Below are 19,469 nucleotides of genomic sequence, written 5' to 3' on the forward strand. Positions count from 1 at the left end.
AAGTGGACAAGGAGTGGACAAGCTCTTGACACGAACTCTTGACACGGACTCAAGTCAACGAACAGGGCGCGTCAGAGGCGATCACATCGCAAGGTGAACCGAAGATCTTTCGGCCGGAACGGGGGATTCCCGCAGATGATCCGGCTCCGTCCGGCCGTGATGTACCGGACTGATGCGGTTCGGGGGTCGCCCGTTATCCGATTTTGACATAGCTGCGCCCCTGAATGGCGCAGTCCGAATGGCAAGATGCCGTAATCACACGAGGTCGCGACACCCGAAGGTGTGTGTTCTCGTCGACCCATCGGCATTTGTCGACCCATCGGCATCTCCATCCATCCGCCGGAGGAACCCACCATGACCGCACGCTCCACCCGACACACGACCGCCGTGCGCACCCGCCTGGCAGCGGTCGGATCACTCGCGGTCGCGGGCGCCCTGCTGCTCTCCGCCTGCGGCGACCAGACCGAAGGCGGCAGCGACAGCACCTCCGACGCGACGGGCAACGCCAGCACCGCTCCGCTCTTCTCCAAGCTGCCCGCGGACATCCAGAAGAGCGGTGTCATCCAGGTCGGCACCAACGCCGAGTACGCCCCCATGGAGTCCGTCGACAACGGCAAGATCGTCGGTGTCGACCCCGACATCGCGGCCGCCCTCGGCAAGCAGCTCGGCGTCGACTTCAAGTTCACCTCGGGCGGCTTCGACACCCTGATCACCTCGGTCAACACCGGCCGTTACGACATCGCGATGTCGTCGATCACGGACAACAAGCAGCGCCAGGAAGGCCTGGACGACAGCGGCAAGAAGCTCGGCGAGGGTGTCGACTTCGTCGACTACTTCACCGCCGGCACGGCCATCTACGTCAAGAAGGGCAACCCCGAGGGCATCACGTCCCTGGACGACCTCTGTGGCCGGACCGTGGCGGTGCAGCGCGGCACGACGTACGAGGAGGCCCTCAAGACGCAGTCCACGAAGTGCGCGGACGACGGCAAGAAGGCCATCAAGATCGAGTCCTTCGAGAACGACACCGAGGCCCAGACCCGCGTGAAGTCCGGCGGTGCCGTGGCCGGCGTCAACGACTACCCGGTCGCCGTGGACCTGGCCCGCAAGGCCGGCGGCGGCAACACCTTCGAGGTCCTCGACAAGCAGTACGAGGCAGCTCCGTTCGGCATCGTCGTCGACAAGAAGAACACCCAGCTGCGCGATGCGCTGAAGGAAGCCGTCGACGCGATCATCAAGGACGGCTCGTACCAGAAGGTCCTGGAGAAGTGGGGCGCCGAGAGCGGTGCGATCAAGGAAGCCGCGATCAACAGCGGCAAGTGATCCACCCGCACTTCTGAAGGGCAGTCCCCATGACTGACAAGCTCGACAAGTCCTCCGCGGGCGCGCCACCCGAGGACACCCCGCCGGTCTCGAAGGACTCGGAGTTCTCCGGCCCGCCGGAGGCCATCAAGGCGATCCCGGTGCGCCACTGGGGCCGCTGGGTCAGCGGCGTCGTCGTCGTCGCGCTCCTCGCGCTGCTGGTCAACGCGTTCGCCACCGGCGACATCCAGTGGTCGACGGTCGGCGACAAGGTCTTCGACTCGACCGTCATCAAGGGCGCCGGACGCACCCTGCTGATCAGCATCCTGGCCATGGTGCTCGGCGTGGTCCTGGGCGTCCTGCTGGCCGTGATGCGGCTCTCGAAGAACCCGGTGACCAGCACGGTCGCCTGGCTGTACATCTGGTTCTTCCGCGGCACCCCGGTCTACGTCCAGCTGCTGATGTGGTTCAACCTTGCACTGATCTTCCCCATGCTGAACCTGGGGCCGATCTACAAGGACGAGATGACGGACGTCATGACGCCGTTCATGTGCGCCCTGCTCGGACTCGGCCTGAACGAGGCCGCGTACATGGCCGAAATCTGCCGTGCCGGCCTGCTGGCCGTGGACGAGGGGCAGACCGAGGCGTCCCACGCGCTGGGCATGAGCCACTCCAAGACGCTGCGCCGGATCGTCATCCCGCAGGCGATGCGAGTGATCGTGCCGCCGACCGGCAACGAGTTCATCAACATGCTGAAGACCTCGTCGCTGGTGTACGTGGTGACGTACAACGAACTGCTGCGCTCGACCTCGGTGATCGGCTCCTCGTCGTTCGCCGTGATGGAGCTGCTCTTCGTCGCCTCCATCTGGTACCTGATCATGACCAGCGTCTTCAGCGTCTTCCAGTACTACCTGGAGCGTCACTACGCACGCGGCAGCAGCCGCAGCCTGCCGCCCACGGTCTTCCACAAGGTCAAGGCGAACCTGCTCTCGCTCGGCCGCGAAAGGGGCACCCAGTGACCGCGATGGTGAAGGCGGAAGGCGTCCACAAGTCCTTCGGCGCGGTCGAGGTCCTCAAGGGCATCGACCTGGAGGTCAAGAACGGCGAGGTGTTCTGCCTCATCGGCCCGTCCGGCTCCGGCAAGAGCACGTTCCTCAGGTGCATCAACCACCTGGAGAAGATCAACGCCGGCCGTCTGTACGTCGACGGGCACCTGGTGGGCTACCGCCAGAAGGGCGACAAGCTGTATGAGCTGAAGGACAGCGAGGTCGCGCTCCAGCGCCGGGACATCGGCATGGTGTTCCAGAGGTTCAACCTGTTCCCGCACATGACGGCGGCGGAGAACATCGTCGAGGCCCCCATGCAGGTCAAGGGCGTCAGCAGGGCGCAGGCCAAGCAGCGGGCGCTGGAGCTGCTGGACCGGGTCGGCCTGGCCGACAAGGCCGGCAACTACCCCGCGCAGCTCTCCGGCGGCCAGCAGCAGCGCGTCGCGATCGCCCGCGCGCTGGCCATGGACCCGAAGCTGATGCTGTTCGACGAGCCGACCTCGGCCCTCGACCCGGAGCTGGTCGGTGACGTCCTCGACGTCATGCGCGATCTGGCCGAGTCGGGCATGACGATGGTCGTCGTCACCCACGAGATGGGCTTCGCCCGCGAGGTCGGCGACAGCCTGGTCTTCATGGACGGCGGTGTGGTCGTCGAGTCGGGCAACCCGCGTGATGTCCTGACCAACCCGCAGCACGAGCGGACGCAGGCGTTCCTGTCCAAGGTGCTCTAGCGGTACGACGGAGAAGGGGCGGTACGGAGAGATCCGTACCGCCCCTTCCCGTGCGCGGGGGCCGGCGGGGGCTACTTGAGCGCGAGGAGCAGTGTGTCCGAGGGCGACGCCCACACCGGGCGGGCCTCCGAGAAGCCCCGCTCCCGCAGCACGCGCGTGTGCCAGGCCGCGGAGGGCGTGTCGCCGTCCGCGTGCTCGCCGTAGATCTCGAAGCGGCGGGCGGTGGGGGCGGCCAGGACCGGGTCCTGGGCGGCGAGCTGCCACCACTCGGCCCAGTCGAGGGCGCCGCCGCGCTTGGCCTGATCCATGCGCGCGTGGCGCTGCGCCCGCTCCGCCGCGTTGATCCGGGGCGTCGAGTCGTCGATCATGTGGTCCGCGTTCATGAAGACACCGCCGTCGCGGACGAGTTCCGCGATCCGACCGTAGAGGGCCGCGAGGGGTTCGCTGTGCAGCCAGTGCAGGGCCGTGGCGGTCAGTACGGCGTCGTACGAGTCGTGCGGCAGCCGGGCGGGCCAGTCCGGGTCCTTGAGGTCGGCGGTGACCAGGGTGACGCGGTCGTCGCCCGCGAAGGTGCCCTCGGCGATGGCCAGGAGGGCGGGGTCGAGGTCGACGCCGACGCTGGTGGCCCCGGGGAGGCGGGCGAGCAGCCGGGCGGTGATGGTGCCGGTGCCGCAGGCGAGGTCGAGGACGCGCGGCGCCGTGCCGACGAGCGTCTCGACCATGTCCAGCATGATCCGGAAGCGGTCCTCCCGGTCGGGCATGTACCACTCCTGCTGACGGTCCCAGCTCTCCTGCCAGGCCTGCCAGTCGGTTCCCGTGCTCGTGGTCATGAGAGCCCCCTCCTCCGTCGCCTGCGTAATACCCTGGAAGCACGATCAGCTGTTACCCGACCGCACCCACGACCCTAGAGCCCCTCCGTAAGGACTACAAGTGGAACTGGCCTATTACTCGGATTACGCCGTCCGTCTCGTCAACAGCGAGGAACCGGCCCGGGGCAAGGACTCGCTGACCTCGGTCGAGGCCGTCCGCGACCTGTTCGGCGGCAACCAGTCGGCGGCCCGTCGCGCCACCGAGGCGGACGTCACGCGGTTCCGTTCGGTCCGGGGCCGGCTGCGCGCGGTCTTCGAGGCGGCCGACAGCGGCGACGAGACGCTCGCGGTGGACCTGCTGAACTCCCTGCTGCTGGAGTTCCCGGTCAGCCCGCAGATCTCCGGCCACGACTTCCGGGACGACGACGGCCGCCCGCTGTGGCACATGCACCTGGCCGACCACCCCTCGAACGCGACCGCGGGCTACGCCGCGATCGCCGCCATGGGCCTGGCCTTCCATCTGACGGAGTACGGCGTCGACCGGCTCGGCCTGTGCGAGGCGGCGCCGTGCCGCAACGCCTACCTGGACACCTCGACCAACCGCTCCCGGCGCTACTGCTCGGACCGCTGCGCGACCCGCGCCAACGTCGCCGCCTACCGCGCCCGCAAACGCCTGGAGGCCGACCGGACCGACCGGGCGGACAGCACCGGCCTGGCGGCCGAGAGCGCCCAGCGCACCAGCGCCAGCGGCGAGCGCTGATCCGGCTTGCGCGGCCGGTAGCGCAGCCGCACCCGGCCGAGGATCAGCTCGTCTGGCACGGTCCCGTAGTCGGTGCTGTCGCCGCCCGCGTACGCGTTGTCCCCGAGCACCCACCAGCCGCCCTCACGGCGCTGTGCGGCCCGTTTGACGACGAGCAGGTCCTGCTGGAACGGGTGGCGCAGCACGACGACGTCTCCGGGCCGGACCCTGGCCCCGTACTGCACCACCAGTTGGTCCCCGTGGTACAGCGTGGGCACCATGGACGGACCGGTCACCTCGGCCAGTCCGAAGAGCGCGGCCACCCGTGCGCGCTCGGTCTCCCGCGACAGCTCCGGCATCGCCGGCACCTCCCCTGGTCCGTTCCTCCGCCAGTCTCAGTCTGACCCCGGACTTTTGTCCTAAGCCCATGGGGGCACTCGCGAAAACCCGTCTTGCAGGGAGTAATGTCCCACCTGAGAAGACGATCACGAGGAAGGAACGCTCCATGCTTTCCCGCCTGTTTGCCCCCAAGGTCAAGGTCAGCGCGCACTGCGACCTGCCCTGCGGCGTGTACGACCCGGCCCAGGCCCGCATCGAGGCGGAGTCGGTGAAGGCCGTGCAGGAGAAGATGGCCGCCAACGACGACCCGCACTTCCAGGCGCGCGCCACCGTCATCAAGGAACAGCGTGCCGAGCTCGCGAAGCACCACGTCTCCGTGCTGTGGAGCGACTACTTCAAGCCCCCGCACTTCGAGAAGTACCCCCAGCTGCACGTGCTGGTCAACGACACCCTGAAGGCCCTCTCGGCCGCCAAGGCGTCGACCGACCCGAAGACCGGTGAGAAGGCCCTGGAGCTGATCGCCGAGATCGACCGCATCTTCTGGGAGACCAAGGCCTGACATCCGGGCCTCCCCCACCGGCGGTCGGTGCACCACCGCCGTCCCGGGGGCTTTCGGGCAGGGGCCCGGCCGACGCACGACGCCGGCCGGGCCCTTCGCGTCGGTCAGCCGGACAGGCCTTGAGGGGTGTCCTGGAGGAGGTCGTCCTCCCCGGCCTCCAGCAGTCCGGCCGCCGCGCCCACGATCCTCGGATCCGGGCTGCCGACGACCTCCGGCTGAGCTTGCACTGCCGTACGGGGTGACCGCCCGACGACAACGAGCCGGCGCCCGGTTCCCTTGATCCAGCTCTGGCGCTTCAGGGGACGTGCCGTCCGAGGGGGCTGGTCCCTACGATCACCGCATGGACTACCGCACCCGCGTCCGCTGGACGTACGCCTTCGTCGACCGGCCCGCAGAGCACTTCGCGCGGGCGTGCGCCTTCTGGACGGCCGTCACGGACACCCGGCTGTCCGCGCCGCGGGGCGACCTGGGGGAGTTCGTCACCCTGCTGGCGGAGGGCGCCGACGCCTGTGTGAAGGTGCAGGGCGTCGCCGACGGCGCGGGCGGCGCGCATCTCGACTTCGCCGTCGAGGACGTGCCCGGGTTCGTCGCGGCGGCGCTGGCGCTGGGCGCGCGGAGCGCGGCCACGCACGACGGCTGGTCCGTGCTGCGCTCCCCCGGCGGGCAGCTGTTCTGCGCGGTGCCGTGGCACGGCGAGTCGGTCCGCCCGCCCGTGGTCGCCGGCAGCCGGCTGGACCAGGTCTGCCTCGACGTCCCGCCGTCCGCCTACGACGCGGAAGTCGCCTTCTTCGGGGCCCTGTTGCCCGACTGGACGTCCCGGGCCGGCTCCCGGTCGGAGTTCCATGTGGTCGAGCCCCCGGCCGGGCTGCCGGTCCGCATCCTGCTCCAGCGGCTCGGCGGTGCGGAACCCGCCCGCGCCCACCTCGACCTGGCGAGCGGACCGGACCTCGACGCCGTACGCGGACGCCACGAGCGGCTCGGCGCGGTCCTCGTCGCCGAGCACCCCCACTGGACGGTGATGCGCGACCCGGCGGGCGGCTTGTACTGCCTGACCGGCCGGGACGCGGAGACGGGCGGACTGCCGCGCGCGGGGGCGTGAACCAGCCCTCAGGGCTCCCTCAGGGCTCCCTCAGCGCTCCTTCAGGGCCGGGTCGTCCACGTCCAGGTGGAGCAGGGGTGCGGCCGACTCCTGGGTCGTGGGCCGGCCGTCGGGCCGTTCCGCCTGTCGGTTCGTGTCCTGGAACCACAGGGTCAGGACTCCGCCGACGACCGCGACCACGGTCGCGGTCCACACGCCGACGGTCCACCGCCGGCGCCGGCGCCGGCCTCCCCCGGCCGGTTTCACCGCCAGGGCTCCACGTCGACCACGGCGTCCACCGGGATCGGCCCGTACACGTGCGGGAACTCCTCGCCGCCCGGCTCCGGGGCCTCGTACCTCAGCGGGACGTCCAGCCGGGCGGGGTCCACGACCAGGACGACCAGGTCGTCGGGGCCGTCGTAGGAGCCGTAGAGGAAGGCGGCGACCTTCGGGAGCTGGGCGCGGGTCGAGCAGTGGACGAAGCCCTCCTCGGCGAGGGTGCGCCCACGCGTCGACCAGTCGTAGGCGCCCCGCTCACGGGCGACACTCCACAGGGCCCGCTCGGTGATGTGCAGGACGTACGGGAGGGGATCGGTCATGGCCTCACGCTAGCCGGTGGGCCGCGCGGGGGTACCGGATTTCCGTTCGGGCCCGGCACCCTCCTCGACGTACGCCTCGCACTTCGGGTTGTGGCAGGGGCCCGCGACCCAGCGCGGAACCCACGCGCCCAGCGTCTTGTGGCGCTGGACGACGGACTGTACGGCCTGCCCGCAGGCGGGACAGATGCGTTGTTCCCTGTCCATGACCTCAGGGTAGGGCGGACGGAGCGCCGGCGCTCCCCGCTGTGCGCGGGGAACCTGACATGGCATGGTCGGGCCCCGCACACCGTGGGGATGTGCGGGACCCGTCGGGCCGGCGCCGCCGGGCGGCCGTGCGGTGTCAGGGGCCGCAGGGACCGGGGACGGAGACGCCGGGGTCCGGGGATGTGACCGTTCGTCGCGGGTCGGGCGCCGCCCGTACGTCGTGCGCGGGCGCCGCTCCTCGGCGGTTCCGCCCTGGCTCAGGCGCTGCGGCGGGTCACGAACTCCGCCAGGGACAGCAGACCGCTCGCCGACTCCGGGTCCGGGATCACCCGGGCCAGTTCGGACATCGCCCGGGACATCCGATCGGCCGCCTGGTCCTGCGCCCAGGCGCGCCCGCCCGCCCGTTCCACGGCGAGCGCCGTGCGGTCCAGGTCCGCCGGTTCGTACCGCTCCGCGTACAGCGCGGCCAGCTCGGTGGCCGCTGGGGTGCCGGAGGTCAGCGCGGCCACCACCGGGAGGGACTTCTTGCGGGCGGCGAGATCCGCGCCGGCCGGCTTGCCGGTGTGCCGTGGGTCGCCCCATATGCCGATGACGTCGTCGATGAGCTGGAAGGCGAGCCCGGCCTCGCGGCCGAACGCGTCCAGCGCGTCGACGTCCTCGTCCGCCGCGCCCGCGTACAGCGCGCCGACCGCGCAGGCGCACCCGATCAGCGCGCCCGTCTTGGCCTCGGCCATGGCGAGCACCTCGTCGAGACCGACCTCGGCGGGGTCGCGTTTCTCCATCGCCGTGTCCACCTGCTGGCCGGCGCAGAGTTCGACCACACAGGCCGCGAGCCGGGCGACGGCCGCCGTGGACGCCGGGTGCGGGTCCTCGGCGAGCATGCCGAGGGCGAGCGCCTGGAGGGCGTCCCCGGCGAGGATCGCGTCGGCGTCGCCGAACACGGTCCAGGCGGTGGGGCGGTGCCGGCGGGTGGTGTCCCGGTCCATCACGTCGTCGTGCAACAGCGTGAAGTTGTGGACCAGTTCGACCGCCGCGGCGGCCCGCACGGCCGCCGCCCGGGCCTCCGGGCCGCCGAGCGCGGCGGCCGCGGCGAGGACGAGCGCGGGGCGGATCGCCTTGCCGGCATTGCCCGTGGCAGGGGTGCCGTCGGCGGTCTCCCAGCCGAAGTGGAAGCGCGCGATCCGGCGGATCGGCCCGGGCAGCGCGTCGACGGCGGCGCACAGTTCGGGGTCGACGGACACCCGTGCGCGCTCCAGGATCGCCGTCGCCTCCTGCCCGTCGGGCGCTCCCGGCCCGGTCCCGCCCTGGCTGCCGATGGACCTCCGCCATTCCCGTGTCGCGAACGGCCTGGTGGCGGAGGTCACCGCCAGCGGCCGATCTCGACGTTCTCCAGGACGCCCAGCGCGTCGGGCACGAGGACGGCCGCCGAGTAGTAGGCCGTCACCAGGTACTTGATGATGGCCTGTTCGTTGATGCCCATGAACCGGACGGACAGGCTCGGCTCGATCTCGTCCGGGATGCCGGACTGGCGCAGGCCGATGACGCCCTGGTCCTGCTCGCCGAGACGCATCGCGATGATCGAGCTGGTCCGGGCCTCGGTGACCGGGATCTTGTTGCACGGGTAGATCGGCACGCCGCGCCAGGTCGGGATCCGGTTGCCGCCGACGTCGATCGTCTCGGGGACCAGGCCGCGCTTGTTCAGCTCACGGCCGATCGCGGCGATCGCGCGCGGGTGGGCGAGCAGCATCTTGGTGCCGCGCCGCCGGCTGAGCAGCTCGTCCAGGTCGTCGGGGCTCGGCACGCCGTCGTGCGGCTGGATCCGCTGGTCGTACTCGCAGTTGTGGAGCAGGCCGAACTCCCGGTTGTTGACCAGCTCGTGCTCCTGGCGCTCCTTGAGCGCCTCGACCGTCAGCCGCAGCTGCTGCTCGGTCTGGTTCATGGGCTGGTTGTAGAGGTCGGCCACGCGCGAGTGGATGCGCAGGACGGTCTGGGCGATGCTCAGTTCGTACTCGCGTGGGCGGGCGTCGTAGTCGACGAAGGTGTGTGGGATGTCCGGCTCACCGGCGTGGCCCGCGGCCAGGTCGACTTCCTTCTCGCCGTACTTGTTGGTGCGCTGCTCGGGGATCGCCCGCAGCTGCCGGAGGTGCTCGCGCAAGGTGTCGGCGCGCTCCGCGACCTGCTCGACGTCCTGACGGGCCAGGATCAGGACCGTGCAGGCGGTGTCCGCGCGGGCGGTGTACTCCCAGATGGCGTCGGAGTCGAGCAGGGCCTGGTCGCCGAAGTACGCGCCGTCCGCGAGGACCCCGAGGACCTGGTCGTCACCGTAGGGGCCGGTGCCGACCTTCTCCACCCTGCCGTGCGCCAGCAGGTAGACCTCGTCGGTCTGGCTGCCGAAGGACGCGATGACCTCGCCGGGGCCGAACTCCCGCTGCCGGCAGCGCTGGGCCAGCTCCGCCAGCACCTCCTCGTCCTCGTAACTGCGCAGCGCGGGCAGTTCGCCCAGCTCGGCCGGGATCACCTCGACGCGGTCGCCTGTCTTGACGAACGTGATGCGGCCGTCGCCGACCGCGTACGTCAGTCGCCTGTTGACCCGGTACGTACCACCCTGCACATCCACCCAGGGCAGGGTCCGCAGCAGCCACCGGGAGCTGATCTCCTGCATCTGCGGTGCGGACTTGGTCGTGGTGGCCAGGTTCCGCGCGGCCGCGGTGCCGAGACTCTGCTGCGGCTTGCCCGAATCCGTGCGGACCTCTTCGCCTACCGACATGAGAAATTGCCCTCCCAAATCATGCACGGGCGCCGAACTGCGCCGGTGCACTGTTCACTCGGCCAGCCTTCCATCACGGTGTGTGCTCGTGCTATTACACGAAAGAGCGGGAATGGATCACCGCGGAGCCGGGAAGAGGGACGTTTCCGCGAACGGTGTTCGACAATGACCGGGTGACCGACCTGCGCCCCTGCCTGCCCTCCCCGCTCCAAGAGGTGGTCGACGACCGGTTCGAGCGGCACGGCGTACGGCTGCTGCTGAAGCGGGACGACCTGATCCACCCGGAGCTGATCGGCAACAAGTGGCGCAAGCTGGTGCCCAACCTGGAGCGGGCGGCGGGCCGGACGCTCCTCACCTTCGGCGGCGCCTACTCCAACCATCTGCGCGCCACCGCGGCCGCCGGCCGGCTGCTCGGGATGCCCACGGTGGGGGTGGTGCGCGGCGACGAACTGGCCGGGCGTCCGCTGAACCCGTCCCTGGCCCGCTGCGCGGCCGACGGCATGCGGCTGCACTTCACCGACCGCGCGACCTACCGCAGCAAGGCCGAGCCGGACACCCTCGCGACGCTCCTGCGCACGGCCGGCGCCGAGGACGCGTACGTCGTCCCCGAGGGCGGCAGCAACGCGCTCGCCGTGCGTGGCTGCCGGGCGCTCGGCGAGGAGCTGCGCGGCCGGGCGGACGTCGTCGCGCTGGCCTGCGGCACCGGCGGGACCCTCGCCGGACTGGCGGCGGGACTGGCCCCCGGACAGTGCGCCCTCGGGATTCCGGTTCTCAAGGGCGGCTTCCTCGGCGAGGAGATACAGGCCCTCCAGCAGCAGGCTTTCGGCGCCCGGCGCGGCGCCTGGCACCTCGACGACCGATTCCACTTCGGCGGCTACGCGCGCGTCCCCGCGGAACTCGACGCCTTCGCCGAAGACTTCGAGCGCCGGCACGGAATCCCGCTCGAACGTCTCTATGTCGCCAAGTCGCTCTACGCCCTTGTCACCCTCACCGAGGAGGGGGCGTTCCCGCCCGGGACCCGGCTCGCGGCGGTGGTGACGGGGGCGCCGTTCACCGCGTGAGCACGGACGCCGACCCCCCACCTCGACGCCCGCGTGGCCTGCGTGACCTGCGCGGCTTGCGTGAACTATGTGGCCTATGAGGCCTATGAGGCCTCCCGGTAGGCCGCCGCCTCCTCCAGGTCCAGTCTGCGCAGCAGGATCCGCAGCATCTCGTCGTCGATGTAGCGGCCGTCGCGCAGCCGGACGAAGACCTCGCGCTCGGCGCTGATCATCTCGCGGGCGAGGCGGCGGTAGGTGTCGTCGACGGTCTCGCCGGTGACCGGGTTGGCCTGGCCGAGGCGCTCCCAGACGGCGTTGCGGCGGCGCTCCAGGACGGTGCGCAGCCGGTCGGCGAGCGGCGGGGGCAGGGCGTTGCGCTCGTCGGCCAGGAGCGCGTCCAGGCGTTCCTCGGCGACCCGGGACGCCTGCGCCTGGGCGTTGGCCTCGGCCAGCGTGGCGGCCTGCGGGTCGGGCTCGGGGAACTTCAGCAAGCGGATCAACGGGGGCAGGGTCAGGCCCTGCACGACCAGGGTGCCGATGACGGTGGTGAAGGTCAGGAAGAGGATCAGGTTGCGGTGCGGGAAGGGCGCGTCGCCGTGCTCCACGGTGAGCGGGATGGAGAAGGCGATGGCCAGCGAGACCACGCCCCGCATGCCGGCCCAGGCGATCACGATGGGCCCGCGCCAGGTGGGGTTCTCCTCCCGCGCGCGGATGCGGGCAGACAGCAGCCGCGGCAGGAAGGTCGCCGGGTACACCCACAGGAAGCGGACCGCGACGACCACCAGGAACACCACGATCGCGTACCAGGCGGCGTCCGGCCCCTCGTAGTCGCCGAGTCCTCTGAGGACGACCGGGAGCTGGAGTCCGATCAGGGCGAAGACCGCCGACTCCAGGATGAAGGCGACCATCTTCCAGACGGCCTCCTCCTGGAGGCGGGTGGCGAAGTCGACCTCCCACGCGCGGTGGCCCAGGTAGAGGGCGACGACGACCACCGCGATGACGCCGGAGGCGTGGAACTGCTCGGCCGCCGCGTAGGCGACGAACGGGATGAGCAGGGAGAGCGTGTTCTGGAGCAGGGGCTCCTTGAGGTGCGTGCGCAGCCAGTGCAGCGGGGCCATCAGGATCAGGCCCACGGCGGTGCCTCCGACCGACGCCACCAGGAACTCCTCGATGCCGCCGGCCCAGGAGGCGCCCTCGCCGACCACGACCGCGAGGGCCACCTTGTAGGCGGTGATCGCGGTGGCGTCGTTCAGCAGGGACTCGCCCTGGAGGATGGTGGTGATCTTCGAGGGCAGGCCGACCCGGCGCGCCACCGCCGTCGCCGCGACCGCGTCCGGCGGCGCCACGACCGCGCCCAGCACGAGCGCCGCGGTCAGCGGCAGCCCCGGCACGAGCAGGTACACGGCCCAGCCGACGGCGAGCGTCGCGAAGAGCACGTACCCGACCGACAGCAGGGCCACCGGCCGGGCCTGCGCGCGCAGGTCGAGATAGGAGCTGTCGGAGGCCGAGGTGTACAGCAGCGGCGGCAGCAGGAGCGGCAGGACGATGTCGGGGTCGAGGGTGTACTCGGGGACCCCCGGGAGGTACGACACGACCAGTCCCACGGCGACCAGGAGCAGCGGGGCCGGCACCGGGGTGCGCCGGGCCGCCGCCGCGATCGCCGCACTGCCCGCCACCAGCAACAGCAGTGGCATCACGTCCATGTCTCGCCCGCCCTCGTTTTTCCGCACGGTCGTCCGCACACCCGTCGTAATCTGGCCATCATGAAACAGTGCACGCACGCCGACGCGCTGCCCGACCCGGAACCTGTCCCGCTCGGCGAGACCTGTCCCGAGTGTCTGCGCGACGGCACCCACCCGGTGCAGCTGCGGCTGTGTCTGTCGTGCGGCCACGTCGGCTGCTGCGACTCCTCGCCCGGCCGGCACGCTACGGAGCACCACAAGGACTCCGGGCACCCGGTGATGCGTACCTTCGAACCCGGTGAGAGCTGGCGGTGGTGCTTCGTCGACCACGTCCTGGTGTGAACTTCCCGGGCGGCCCGGACGTTGTAGTTCTGAGACGGTCGTAGCGCCGTACTCCGGAGACGGTCCGGCCGTCCGGCGGGTACGGTTCGACCATCTGACGCCTGGGTACGTCAACCCGGCGCGCCCTCTTCCCTTTTGGGTTTCCGCAGACCCCCTAGACACGGAGCGTGTTCACAGCTTTACTGTGAGTGACGCCAGGGGGTTGGGGTCCCGGGACGGGAGACCGGAGAGCGCGGTAGCGTCACCGCTGCACCACAGACGCGTTACCCCGGGGGGCGACCCTCGGCCCCGAATAGCTTGTACCACCTTGGAGGTGAGGGTGTCCCAGATCGCAGGCGAGCCCGCGACCCAGGACTTCGTGGAAGTCCGGCTGCCGGCTGCGGGTGCCTACCTGTCGGTGCTGCGGACGGCCACGGCCGGCCTCGCAGCCCGTTTGGACTTCACCCTGGACGAGATCGAGGACCTGCGCATCGCGGTGGACGAGGCCTGCGCGATCCTGCTCCAGCAGGCCGTGCCCGGCTCGGTGCTCAGTTGTGTCTTCCGGCTCGTCGACGACTCGCTCGAGGTGACCGTGTCGGCGCCGACCACGGACGGTCACGCCCCCGCGCGCGACACCTTCGCCTGGACCGTCCTGTCCGCCCTCGCGGGCAAGGTCTCCTCCGCCGTCGACGAGGACAAAACCGTTTCGATCAGCCTCTACAAACAGCGCGGCGCGGGACCCGGGCCGGCGTGAGGAACGGGGACGGGCCGGTGCGGGACGAAGAGCGCGGCACACGGGAGCTGCCGGCCGAGGACACAGTCTCTCCGGACGGTTCCCGACGCATGACGGCGGACGGCATCAACGGCATTCCGGAGCAGGCCAGGCCGCACCCGGAGGACGACCAGGCCTCCGCGGGGGCCGGTCTCCCGGAAGACGCCGTGCAGGACGGCTCGCCTCGGGAGAGGCGTATCGGGGGTTCCCCCGGCCGGGCTGCCGAGGCCAGGGCTCGACAGAGGGCGACGGGCGGGACGATGAGCGAGCACCAGCGAGACGACGAACACGGCGTGCAGGGCACGCAGCACGAGCCCCGTCACGAAGGGGACCGCAGCGGGGCGCGGGCGATGTTCGTCGAGCTGCGCGGACTGAACGACGGCAGCCCCGAGTACGCGGAGCTGCGCAACCGGCTGGTCCGGATGCACCTGCCGCTCGTCGAGCACCTCGCGCGCCGCTTCCGCAACCGCGGCGAGCCGCTGGACGACCTCACCCAGGTCGCCACCATCGGGCTGATCAAGTCGGTCGACCGCTTCGACCCGGACCGCGGCGTGGAGTTCTCCACGTACGCGACCCCGACGGTCGTCGGCGAGATCAAGCGGCACTTCCGTGACAAGGGCTGGGCGGTACGGGTGCCGCGGCGCCTCCAGGAGCTGCGCCTGGCGCTCACCACGGCGACCGCGGAGCTGTCCCAGCAGCACGGCCGCTCCCCCACGGTCCACGAGCTGGCCGAGAAGCTCGCCATCTCGGAGGAGGAGGTCCTGGAGGGCCTGGAGTCCGCCAACGCGTACTCCACACTGTCCCTGGACGTCCCCGACACCGACGACGAGTCCCCGGCGGTCGCGGACACCCTGGGCGCGGAGGACGAGGCGCTGGAGGGCGTCGAGTACCGGGAGTCGCTCAAGCCGCTCCTGGAGGACCTCCCGCCGCGCGAGAAGCGGATCCTGCTGCTGCGGTTCTTCGGCAACATGACCCAGTCGCAGATCGCGCAGGAGGTCGGCATCTCGCAGATGCACGTCTCCCGGCTGCTGGCGCGCACGCTGGCGCAGCTGCGGGAGAAGCTGCTGGTCGAGGAGTAGTCCCCGCGGGGGCTACCCCTGGTCCGGAGCGCGGCCGGGCCCCCGGATCCCGAGGGCCCGGGTCGACTCGGCGTTGACGATCAGGACGAGCGCCGCGACGGCGACGGCCGCGAGCGCGATGCCCGCCGGGATCGCCATGCTGTCGGCCTGGAGCAGGTTGTAGGCCACGGGCAGTGCCAGGATCTGCGTGATGACGGCGGGTCCGCGGCTCCAGCCGCGCAGGCCCAGCAGCCCACGCGCGGCGAGCAGCGGCAGCAGCGCGAGCACGAGCAGCGTGATCCCGCCGGTGACGGCCTGCTGCCGGTCGTCCGGGTCGCCGGTGATCCCCAGGACGAGGATCCAGACCCCGCCGACGACCAGCGCCAGCCCTTCCAGGCCGGTCAGCGCGGCGGCGTAGGTCAGGCGGCGCGGGCGGGCGCCTGCGGTCTCGGGGGCGACGGGAGTCTGCTCACTGCTCACCCCTGCAGGGTAGCCGTCGGGCCCTGCGGGGCCTTCGGCCGCCCGCGTGCGCGTGGGCGCCTCTCGTGTCGGGCCGTGCGCGCCGCTCGTGTCGAGCCTCACCCCGTGATCTCCTGTCCGATCAGCACCTCGGCCTGTGCCGGGTACCACCCAGTAGGTACGCTGCAACTCATGCGTGCACTTCTCGTGGTCAATCCGGCGGCAACGACTACCAGTGCACGGACGCGTGATGTCCTGATCCACGCGCTCGCCAGCGAGATGAAGCTGGAGGCGGTCACCACCGAGTACCGCGGGCACGCGCGTGACCTGGGCCGACAGGCCGCGGAGGGCGGGAACACCGACCTGGTCGTGGCGCTCGGCGGCGACGGCACGGTCAACGAGGTCGTCAACGGCCTCCTGCACGCCGGCCCGGATCCGGAGAACCTGCCCGGTCTCGCCGTGGTCCCCGGCGGCTCCACCAATGTCTTCGCCCGCGCCCTGGGCCTGCCCAACGATCCCGTCGAGGCCACCGGCGCCCTGCTGGACGCGCTGCGCCAGGAGAGCCAGCGCACGGTCGGCCTCGGCGTGGCCTCGGGCACGCCGGGCTCGGAGGACGAGGCGGTGCCCTCGCGCTGGTTCACCTTCAACGCCGGGCTCGGTTTCGACGCGGGGGTCGTCGGCCGGGTCGAGCAGCACCGGGAGCGGGGCCGGAAGTCCACCCACGCGCTCTACCTCCGGCAGGCCGTTCGCCAACTGTTGGGCGAGTCACAGCGCCGGCACGGGTCGATCACGCTGGAGCGGCCGGGCGCGGATCCGGTGACCGATTTGGTGCTGTCCATAGTCTGCAACACGGCTCCGTGGACCTATCTGGGCAATCGCCCGGTGTACGCGTCGCCTAAGGCCTCGTTCGATACAGGGCTCGACGTACTCGGTCTCAGCCGTCTGTCCACCGCCGCGGTTGCCCGGTATGGCACCCAGTTGCTCACTTCGTCCCCCGAGCGCGGCCCGCACGGCAAGCACGCCCACTCCTTGCACGACCTGGACCAGTTCACCTTGCATTCGAAGGTCCCCCTGCCCCTCCAGATGGACGGCGACCACCTCGGACTGCGTACGAGCGTGACGTTCACAGGCGTACGCCGTGCACTGCGTGTGATTGTGTGAGCAGAAAGGGCTGAAGTCCTTTCACTCGAACGTTTAGGCCAGGGTCCACCCCATGGAAGTACGGCTGTGACCTAGTCGACACCGAGGAATCAAAAAAAACTTTCCGGTAGGGGTTGTATCCGCCGCTGAGGTTTGCGACGCTCTACGTGGCGATCGGGACGGCCCGCAACACCGGCCTCCACTGATCACCAGAACCCCTCTTCAATCCACAGGACCACGCCAGCGAACCTGGCGGGTTGGCCCTTCACTTGTTGAGGGATTCGTGAAAGCGTTCACATTCACAAGCAACCTGCACGTAATACCAAGGAGAGGTAGCAGCCATGGACTGGCGTCACAACGCCGTTTGCCGCGAGGAAGACCCCGAGCTCTTCTTCCCCATCGGCAACACCGGTCCTGCGCTGCTGCAGATCGAGGAAGCCAAGGCCGTCTGCCGTCGCTGCCCGGTTATGGAGCAGTGTCTGCAGTGGGCGCTCGAGTCCGGCCAGGACTCCGGCGTCTGGGGTGGTCTCAGCGAGGACGAGCGTCGCGCCATGAAGCGCCGCGCCGCCCGCAACCGGGCCCGTCAGGCCTCCGCCTGACAACACCCGCCCCACAAACAGCCTGAGCTTGGCGGCACGTACAGCGAGTACGCATCTCCCGCCCCCGAGCCGCAGCGCGCAGTACCCCCGATGCGCAGCTAATCGCTGGCAACGAGCATTTGAGCCCCGGACCCCTGAACGGTCCGGGGCTTCTTGCTGTGCCTGACCGGCCTTACCGCATTCTTACTCTGCGTAATTCCGGCTCTCGCGATTCCGGCTTCCGCGCGACTTCTGCTTTTGTGCGATTCCGGCTTCCGCGCGATTCCTACTTCTGTGCGAGCACCGGAATGTCGAGGATCACCTGCGTGCCGCGCAGCGGTGCCGCGACCATGTCGAACGTTCCCCCCAACTCCCCTTCCACCAGGGTCCGTACGATCTGCAGGCCGAGGTTGCCGGAGGTGTGCGGGTCGAATCCCTCGGGCAGGCCCACACCGTCGTCCTGCACCGTGACCAGGAGGCGGGCCTCCTTCGTCGTACCGCCGCGGACCGCCGAGACCTCGACCGTGCCGGTGTCGCCCTCGCGGAAGCCGTGCTCCAGGGCGTTCTGGAGGATCTCGGTGAGAACCATCGAGAGCGGGGTGGCGACCTCCGCGTCCAGGATGCCGAAGCGTCCGCTGCGCCGGCCGGTGACCTTGCCCGGTGAGATCTCGGCCACCATGGCGAGGACCCGGTCGGCGATCTCGTCGAACTCCACGCGCTCGTCCAGGTTCTGGGAGAGCGTCTCGTGCACGATGGCGATCGAGCCGACCCTGCGCACCGCCTCCTCCAGGGCCTCCCGGCCGCGCTCGGACTCGATCCGGCGGGCCTGGAGACGCAGCAGCGCGGCGACGGTCTGGAGGTTGTTCTTCACCCGGTGGTGGATCTCCCGGATGGTCGCGTCCTTGGTGATCAACTCGCGTTCGCGGCGACGCAGTTCGGTGACGTCCCGGAGCAGGACGAGCGAACCGATGCGGGTGCCCTTGGGCTTGAGCGGGATCGTACGGAACTGGATGACCCCGTCCTTGGCCTCGATCTCGAACTCGCGGGGCGCCCAGCCGCTGGCGACCTTGGCCAGCGCCTCGTCCACCGGGCCCCGGGTGGGGGCGAGTTCCGCGGTGGTCTGCCCGAGGTGGTGGCCGACCAGGTCGGAGGCGAGGCCGAGGCGGTGGTAGGCGGAGAGCGCGTTCGGGGAGGCGTACTGGACGAGGCCGTCGCCGTCGACCCGGATCAGACCGTCGCCGACCCGCGGGGCGGCGTCCATGTCCATCTGCTGGTTGGGGAAGGGGAAGGAGCCGGCCGCGATCATCTGCGCGAGGTCGGAGGCGCTCTGGAGGTAGGTCAGCTCCAGGCGGCTGGGGGTGCGCACGGTCAGCAGGTTGGTGTTGCGGGCGATGACGCCGAGGACGCGGCCCTCGCGCCGGACGGGGATGGACTCGACCCGTACGGGGACCTCTTCGCGCCACTCCGGGTCGCCCTCGCGCACGATCCGGCCCTCGTCGAGGGCGGCGTCCAGGAGCGGGCGGCGGCCGCGCGGTACGAGGTGGCCGACCATGTCGTCCTGGTAGGAGGTGGGGCCCGTGTTGGGGCGCATCTGGGCCACGGAGACATAGCGAGTGCCGTCGCTCGTGGGGACCCAGAGGACCAGGTCGGCGAAGGAGAGGTCGGAGAGCAGCTGCCACTCCGAGACCAGCAGGTGGAGCCACTCGAGGTCGGAGTCGTCGAGGGCGGTGTGCTGGCGTACGAGTTCGTTCATGGAGGGCACGTTGCGAGCGTACCCGCGGGTCTGTCCGTGGCCTAAAAACGCCGGGGCCGAAAACACCCGCGGGCCGCGGCGCCTGGGAGGGACCCTCAACCCTCCCGGCACCGCAGCCCGGAGCAATATCGGCCGCGGGGTGTGCGGTCCCGTCGGCCGAAGGTGAGGAGCCGGGGCAGTCAGGGCAGAGAGCTCCGGACCCTCGGTCCGCCTTCCTGTGCGGGGAAGACGGAAGTTCTTGGTGTTGCGTCTCCTGCTTCTCAGGAACCATTGTGGACTAGACCACTTGGTGTGTCCATGAGTGGGAGGCTGTGCGTTGTTGTGGAGGCGCCGACTATTCGGACGCCCTAGCATCCACAACGCAGCCTAGCCTGTGCGGGTTCCCGTGCGGGGCCAGATCGAGGGGGCAATTTCGGCGAGGGGTTCACCCGGACCCCACCGCGTGGCCATGCCGCCCTTACCCACCTCTGCTAGATTGGTCTAAACCACATAGCTC

General features: G+C 70.5%; 23 protein-coding genes. 12 read left to right on the top strand and 11 right to left on the bottom strand.

Annotated features, from left to right (window positions below):
- The first annotated feature begins 354 nt into the window (after positions 1–354).
- The 3 genes from ACZ6D7_RS10100 to ACZ6D7_RS10110 are packed head-to-tail and all read left to right on the top strand — an operon-like array spanning position 355 to position 3,076.
- Positions 355–1,320: an ABC transporter substrate-binding protein gene (locus ACZ6D7_RS10100; protein ID WP_469486483.1), complete on the top strand. Its 966-nt coding sequence runs from the start codon at positions 355–357 to the stop codon at positions 1,318–1,320.
- A 29-nt stretch (positions 1,321–1,349) separates the two neighbouring features.
- The gene (locus tag ACZ6D7_RS10105; protein WP_469486486.1) at positions 1,350–2,318 is read left to right on the top strand and encodes an amino acid ABC transporter permease; all 969 of its coding nucleotides are present in this window, start codon (positions 1,350–1,352) and stop codon (positions 2,316–2,318) included.
- A complete protein-coding gene (locus tag ACZ6D7_RS10110; RefSeq protein WP_469486489.1) occupies positions 2,315–3,076 on the top strand; it encodes an amino acid ABC transporter ATP-binding protein in 762 nt (253 codons plus the stop codon). Before ACZ6D7_RS10105 ends, ACZ6D7_RS10110 begins: the two co-directional genes overlap by 4 nt.
- 71 nt (positions 3,077–3,147) lie before the next feature.
- Here the strand turns inward: ACZ6D7_RS10110 and ACZ6D7_RS10115 are convergent, their stop codons facing one another.
- Complete coding sequence (locus ACZ6D7_RS10115) at positions 3,148–3,906, bottom strand: class I SAM-dependent methyltransferase (RefSeq protein WP_469486492.1); 759 nt, start codon at positions 3,904–3,906, stop codon at positions 3,148–3,150.
- A 100-nt stretch (positions 3,907–4,006) separates the two neighbouring features.
- On the opposite strand from ACZ6D7_RS10115, the gene ACZ6D7_RS10120 reads away from it, so the two are divergent.
- Positions 4,007–4,645, top strand: coding sequence for a CGNR zinc finger domain-containing protein (locus ACZ6D7_RS10120; RefSeq protein ID WP_469486496.1), 639 nt, complete (start codon positions 4,007–4,009; stop codon positions 4,643–4,645).
- On the opposite strand, the gene sodX is transcribed toward ACZ6D7_RS10120, so the two are convergent.
- A complete protein-coding gene (gene sodX, locus ACZ6D7_RS10125) occupies positions 4,540–4,983 on the bottom strand; it encodes a nickel-type superoxide dismutase maturation protease (protein ID WP_469486499.1) in 444 nt (147 codons plus the stop codon). The two genes, ACZ6D7_RS10120 and sodX, sit on opposite strands and share 106 nt — an antisense overlap.
- Before the next feature lie 146 nt (positions 4,984–5,129).
- On the opposite strand from sodX, the gene sodN reads away from it, so the two are divergent.
- Entirely contained in the window at positions 5,130–5,522 is a 393-nt protein-coding gene (gene sodN / locus ACZ6D7_RS10130) for a superoxide dismutase, Ni (protein ID WP_469486502.1), read from the top strand.
- Between the two features lie 104 nt (positions 5,523–5,626).
- On the opposite strand, the gene ACZ6D7_RS10135 is transcribed toward sodN, so the two are convergent.
- Complete coding sequence (locus tag ACZ6D7_RS10135) at positions 5,627–5,749, bottom strand: hypothetical protein (protein ID WP_469487969.1); 123 nt, start codon at positions 5,747–5,749, stop codon at positions 5,627–5,629.
- A gap of 113 nt (positions 5,750–5,862) precedes the next feature.
- Here ACZ6D7_RS10135 and ACZ6D7_RS10140 point away from each other — a divergent pair, with 113 nt between their 5' ends.
- Complete coding sequence (locus tag ACZ6D7_RS10140) at positions 5,863–6,621, top strand: VOC family protein (protein WP_469486505.1); 759 nt, start codon at positions 5,863–5,865, stop codon at positions 6,619–6,621.
- Between the two features lie 30 nt (positions 6,622–6,651).
- On the opposite strand, the gene ACZ6D7_RS10145 is transcribed toward ACZ6D7_RS10140, so the two are convergent.
- From ACZ6D7_RS10145 to ACZ6D7_RS10165, 5 genes are all read right to left on the bottom strand, one after another.
- Positions 6,652–6,816, bottom strand: a complete 165-nt coding sequence (locus ACZ6D7_RS10145) for a hypothetical protein (protein WP_469486508.1) — start codon at positions 6,814–6,816, stop codon at positions 6,652–6,654.
- 47 nt (positions 6,817–6,863) lie between these two features.
- Positions 6,864–7,199: a DUF952 domain-containing protein gene (locus ACZ6D7_RS10150; protein WP_469486511.1), complete on the bottom strand. Its 336-nt coding sequence runs from the start codon at positions 7,197–7,199 to the stop codon at positions 6,864–6,866.
- 9 nt (positions 7,200–7,208) lie between these two features.
- Positions 7,209–7,403, bottom strand: coding sequence for a hypothetical protein (locus ACZ6D7_RS10155; RefSeq protein ID WP_469486514.1), 195 nt, complete (start codon positions 7,401–7,403; stop codon positions 7,209–7,211).
- Between the two features lie 257 nt (positions 7,404–7,660).
- A complete protein-coding gene (locus ACZ6D7_RS10160; protein ID WP_469487913.1) occupies positions 7,661–8,719 on the bottom strand; it encodes a family 2 encapsulin nanocompartment cargo protein polyprenyl transferase in 1,059 nt (352 codons plus the stop codon).
- Between the two features lie 44 nt (positions 8,720–8,763).
- Entirely contained in the window at positions 8,764–10,170 is a 1,407-nt protein-coding gene (locus ACZ6D7_RS10165; protein WP_469486518.1) for a family 2B encapsulin nanocompartment shell protein, read from the bottom strand.
- 173 nt (positions 10,171–10,343) lie between these two features.
- On the opposite strand from ACZ6D7_RS10165, the gene ACZ6D7_RS10170 reads away from it, so the two are divergent.
- Positions 10,344–11,231, top strand: coding sequence for a 1-aminocyclopropane-1-carboxylate deaminase/D-cysteine desulfhydrase (locus ACZ6D7_RS10170; RefSeq protein WP_469486521.1), 888 nt, complete (start codon positions 10,344–10,346; stop codon positions 11,229–11,231).
- Positions 11,232–11,314: 83 nt separating this feature from the next.
- Here the strand turns inward: ACZ6D7_RS10170 and ACZ6D7_RS10175 are convergent, their stop codons facing one another.
- Positions 11,315–12,913, bottom strand: coding sequence for a Na+/H+ antiporter (locus ACZ6D7_RS10175; RefSeq protein ID WP_469486524.1), 1,599 nt, complete (start codon positions 12,911–12,913; stop codon positions 11,315–11,317).
- A 60-nt stretch (positions 12,914–12,973) separates the two neighbouring features.
- Between ACZ6D7_RS10175 and ACZ6D7_RS10180 the strand changes: the two genes are divergently transcribed.
- From ACZ6D7_RS10180 to ACZ6D7_RS10190, 3 genes are all read left to right on the top strand, one after another.
- Complete coding sequence (locus ACZ6D7_RS10180) at positions 12,974–13,234, top strand: UBP-type zinc finger domain-containing protein (RefSeq protein WP_469486527.1); 261 nt, start codon at positions 12,974–12,976, stop codon at positions 13,232–13,234.
- 319 nt (positions 13,235–13,553) lie between these two features.
- Entirely contained in the window at positions 13,554–13,967 is a 414-nt protein-coding gene (locus ACZ6D7_RS10185) for an ATP-binding protein (protein WP_019058277.1), read from the top strand.
- Positions 13,964–15,064 carry an RNA polymerase sigma factor SigF gene (locus ACZ6D7_RS10190; RefSeq protein ID WP_469486530.1) on the top strand — a complete coding sequence of 367 codons (1,101 nt, stop codon included), beginning with the start codon at positions 13,964–13,966 and terminating at the stop codon, positions 15,062–15,064. The genes ACZ6D7_RS10185 and ACZ6D7_RS10190 overlap by 4 nt, the downstream gene beginning before the upstream one ends.
- A 12-nt stretch (positions 15,065–15,076) precedes the next feature.
- Here the strand turns inward: ACZ6D7_RS10190 and ACZ6D7_RS10195 are convergent, their stop codons facing one another.
- Positions 15,077–15,523 carry a hypothetical protein gene (locus ACZ6D7_RS10195; RefSeq protein WP_469486532.1) on the bottom strand — a complete coding sequence of 149 codons (447 nt, stop codon included), beginning with the start codon at positions 15,521–15,523 and terminating at the stop codon, positions 15,077–15,079.
- A gap of 171 nt (positions 15,524–15,694) precedes the next feature.
- Here ACZ6D7_RS10195 and ACZ6D7_RS10200 point away from each other — a divergent pair, with 171 nt between their 5' ends.
- Positions 15,695–16,663 (top strand): diacylglycerol/lipid kinase family protein, encoded by a 969-nt coding sequence (locus tag ACZ6D7_RS10200; RefSeq protein ID WP_469486535.1) that lies wholly within the window; start codon positions 15,695–15,697, stop codon positions 16,661–16,663.
- A 320-nt stretch (positions 16,664–16,983) separates the two neighbouring features.
- Complete coding sequence (locus ACZ6D7_RS10205; RefSeq protein ID WP_016639615.1) at positions 16,984–17,241, top strand: WhiB family transcriptional regulator; 258 nt, start codon at positions 16,984–16,986, stop codon at positions 17,239–17,241.
- A 265-nt stretch (positions 17,242–17,506) separates the two neighbouring features.
- Here ACZ6D7_RS10205 and ACZ6D7_RS10210 read toward each other — a convergent pair whose 3' ends face one another.
- The gene (locus ACZ6D7_RS10210; protein ID WP_469486538.1) at positions 17,507–18,982 is read right to left on the bottom strand and encodes a sensor histidine kinase; all 1,476 of its coding nucleotides are present in this window, start codon (positions 18,980–18,982) and stop codon (positions 17,507–17,509) included.
- Between the last annotated feature and the right edge of the window lie 487 nt (positions 18,983–19,469).

The sequence above is a fragment of the Streptomyces sp. NPDC041784 genome (assembly GCF_055591025.1).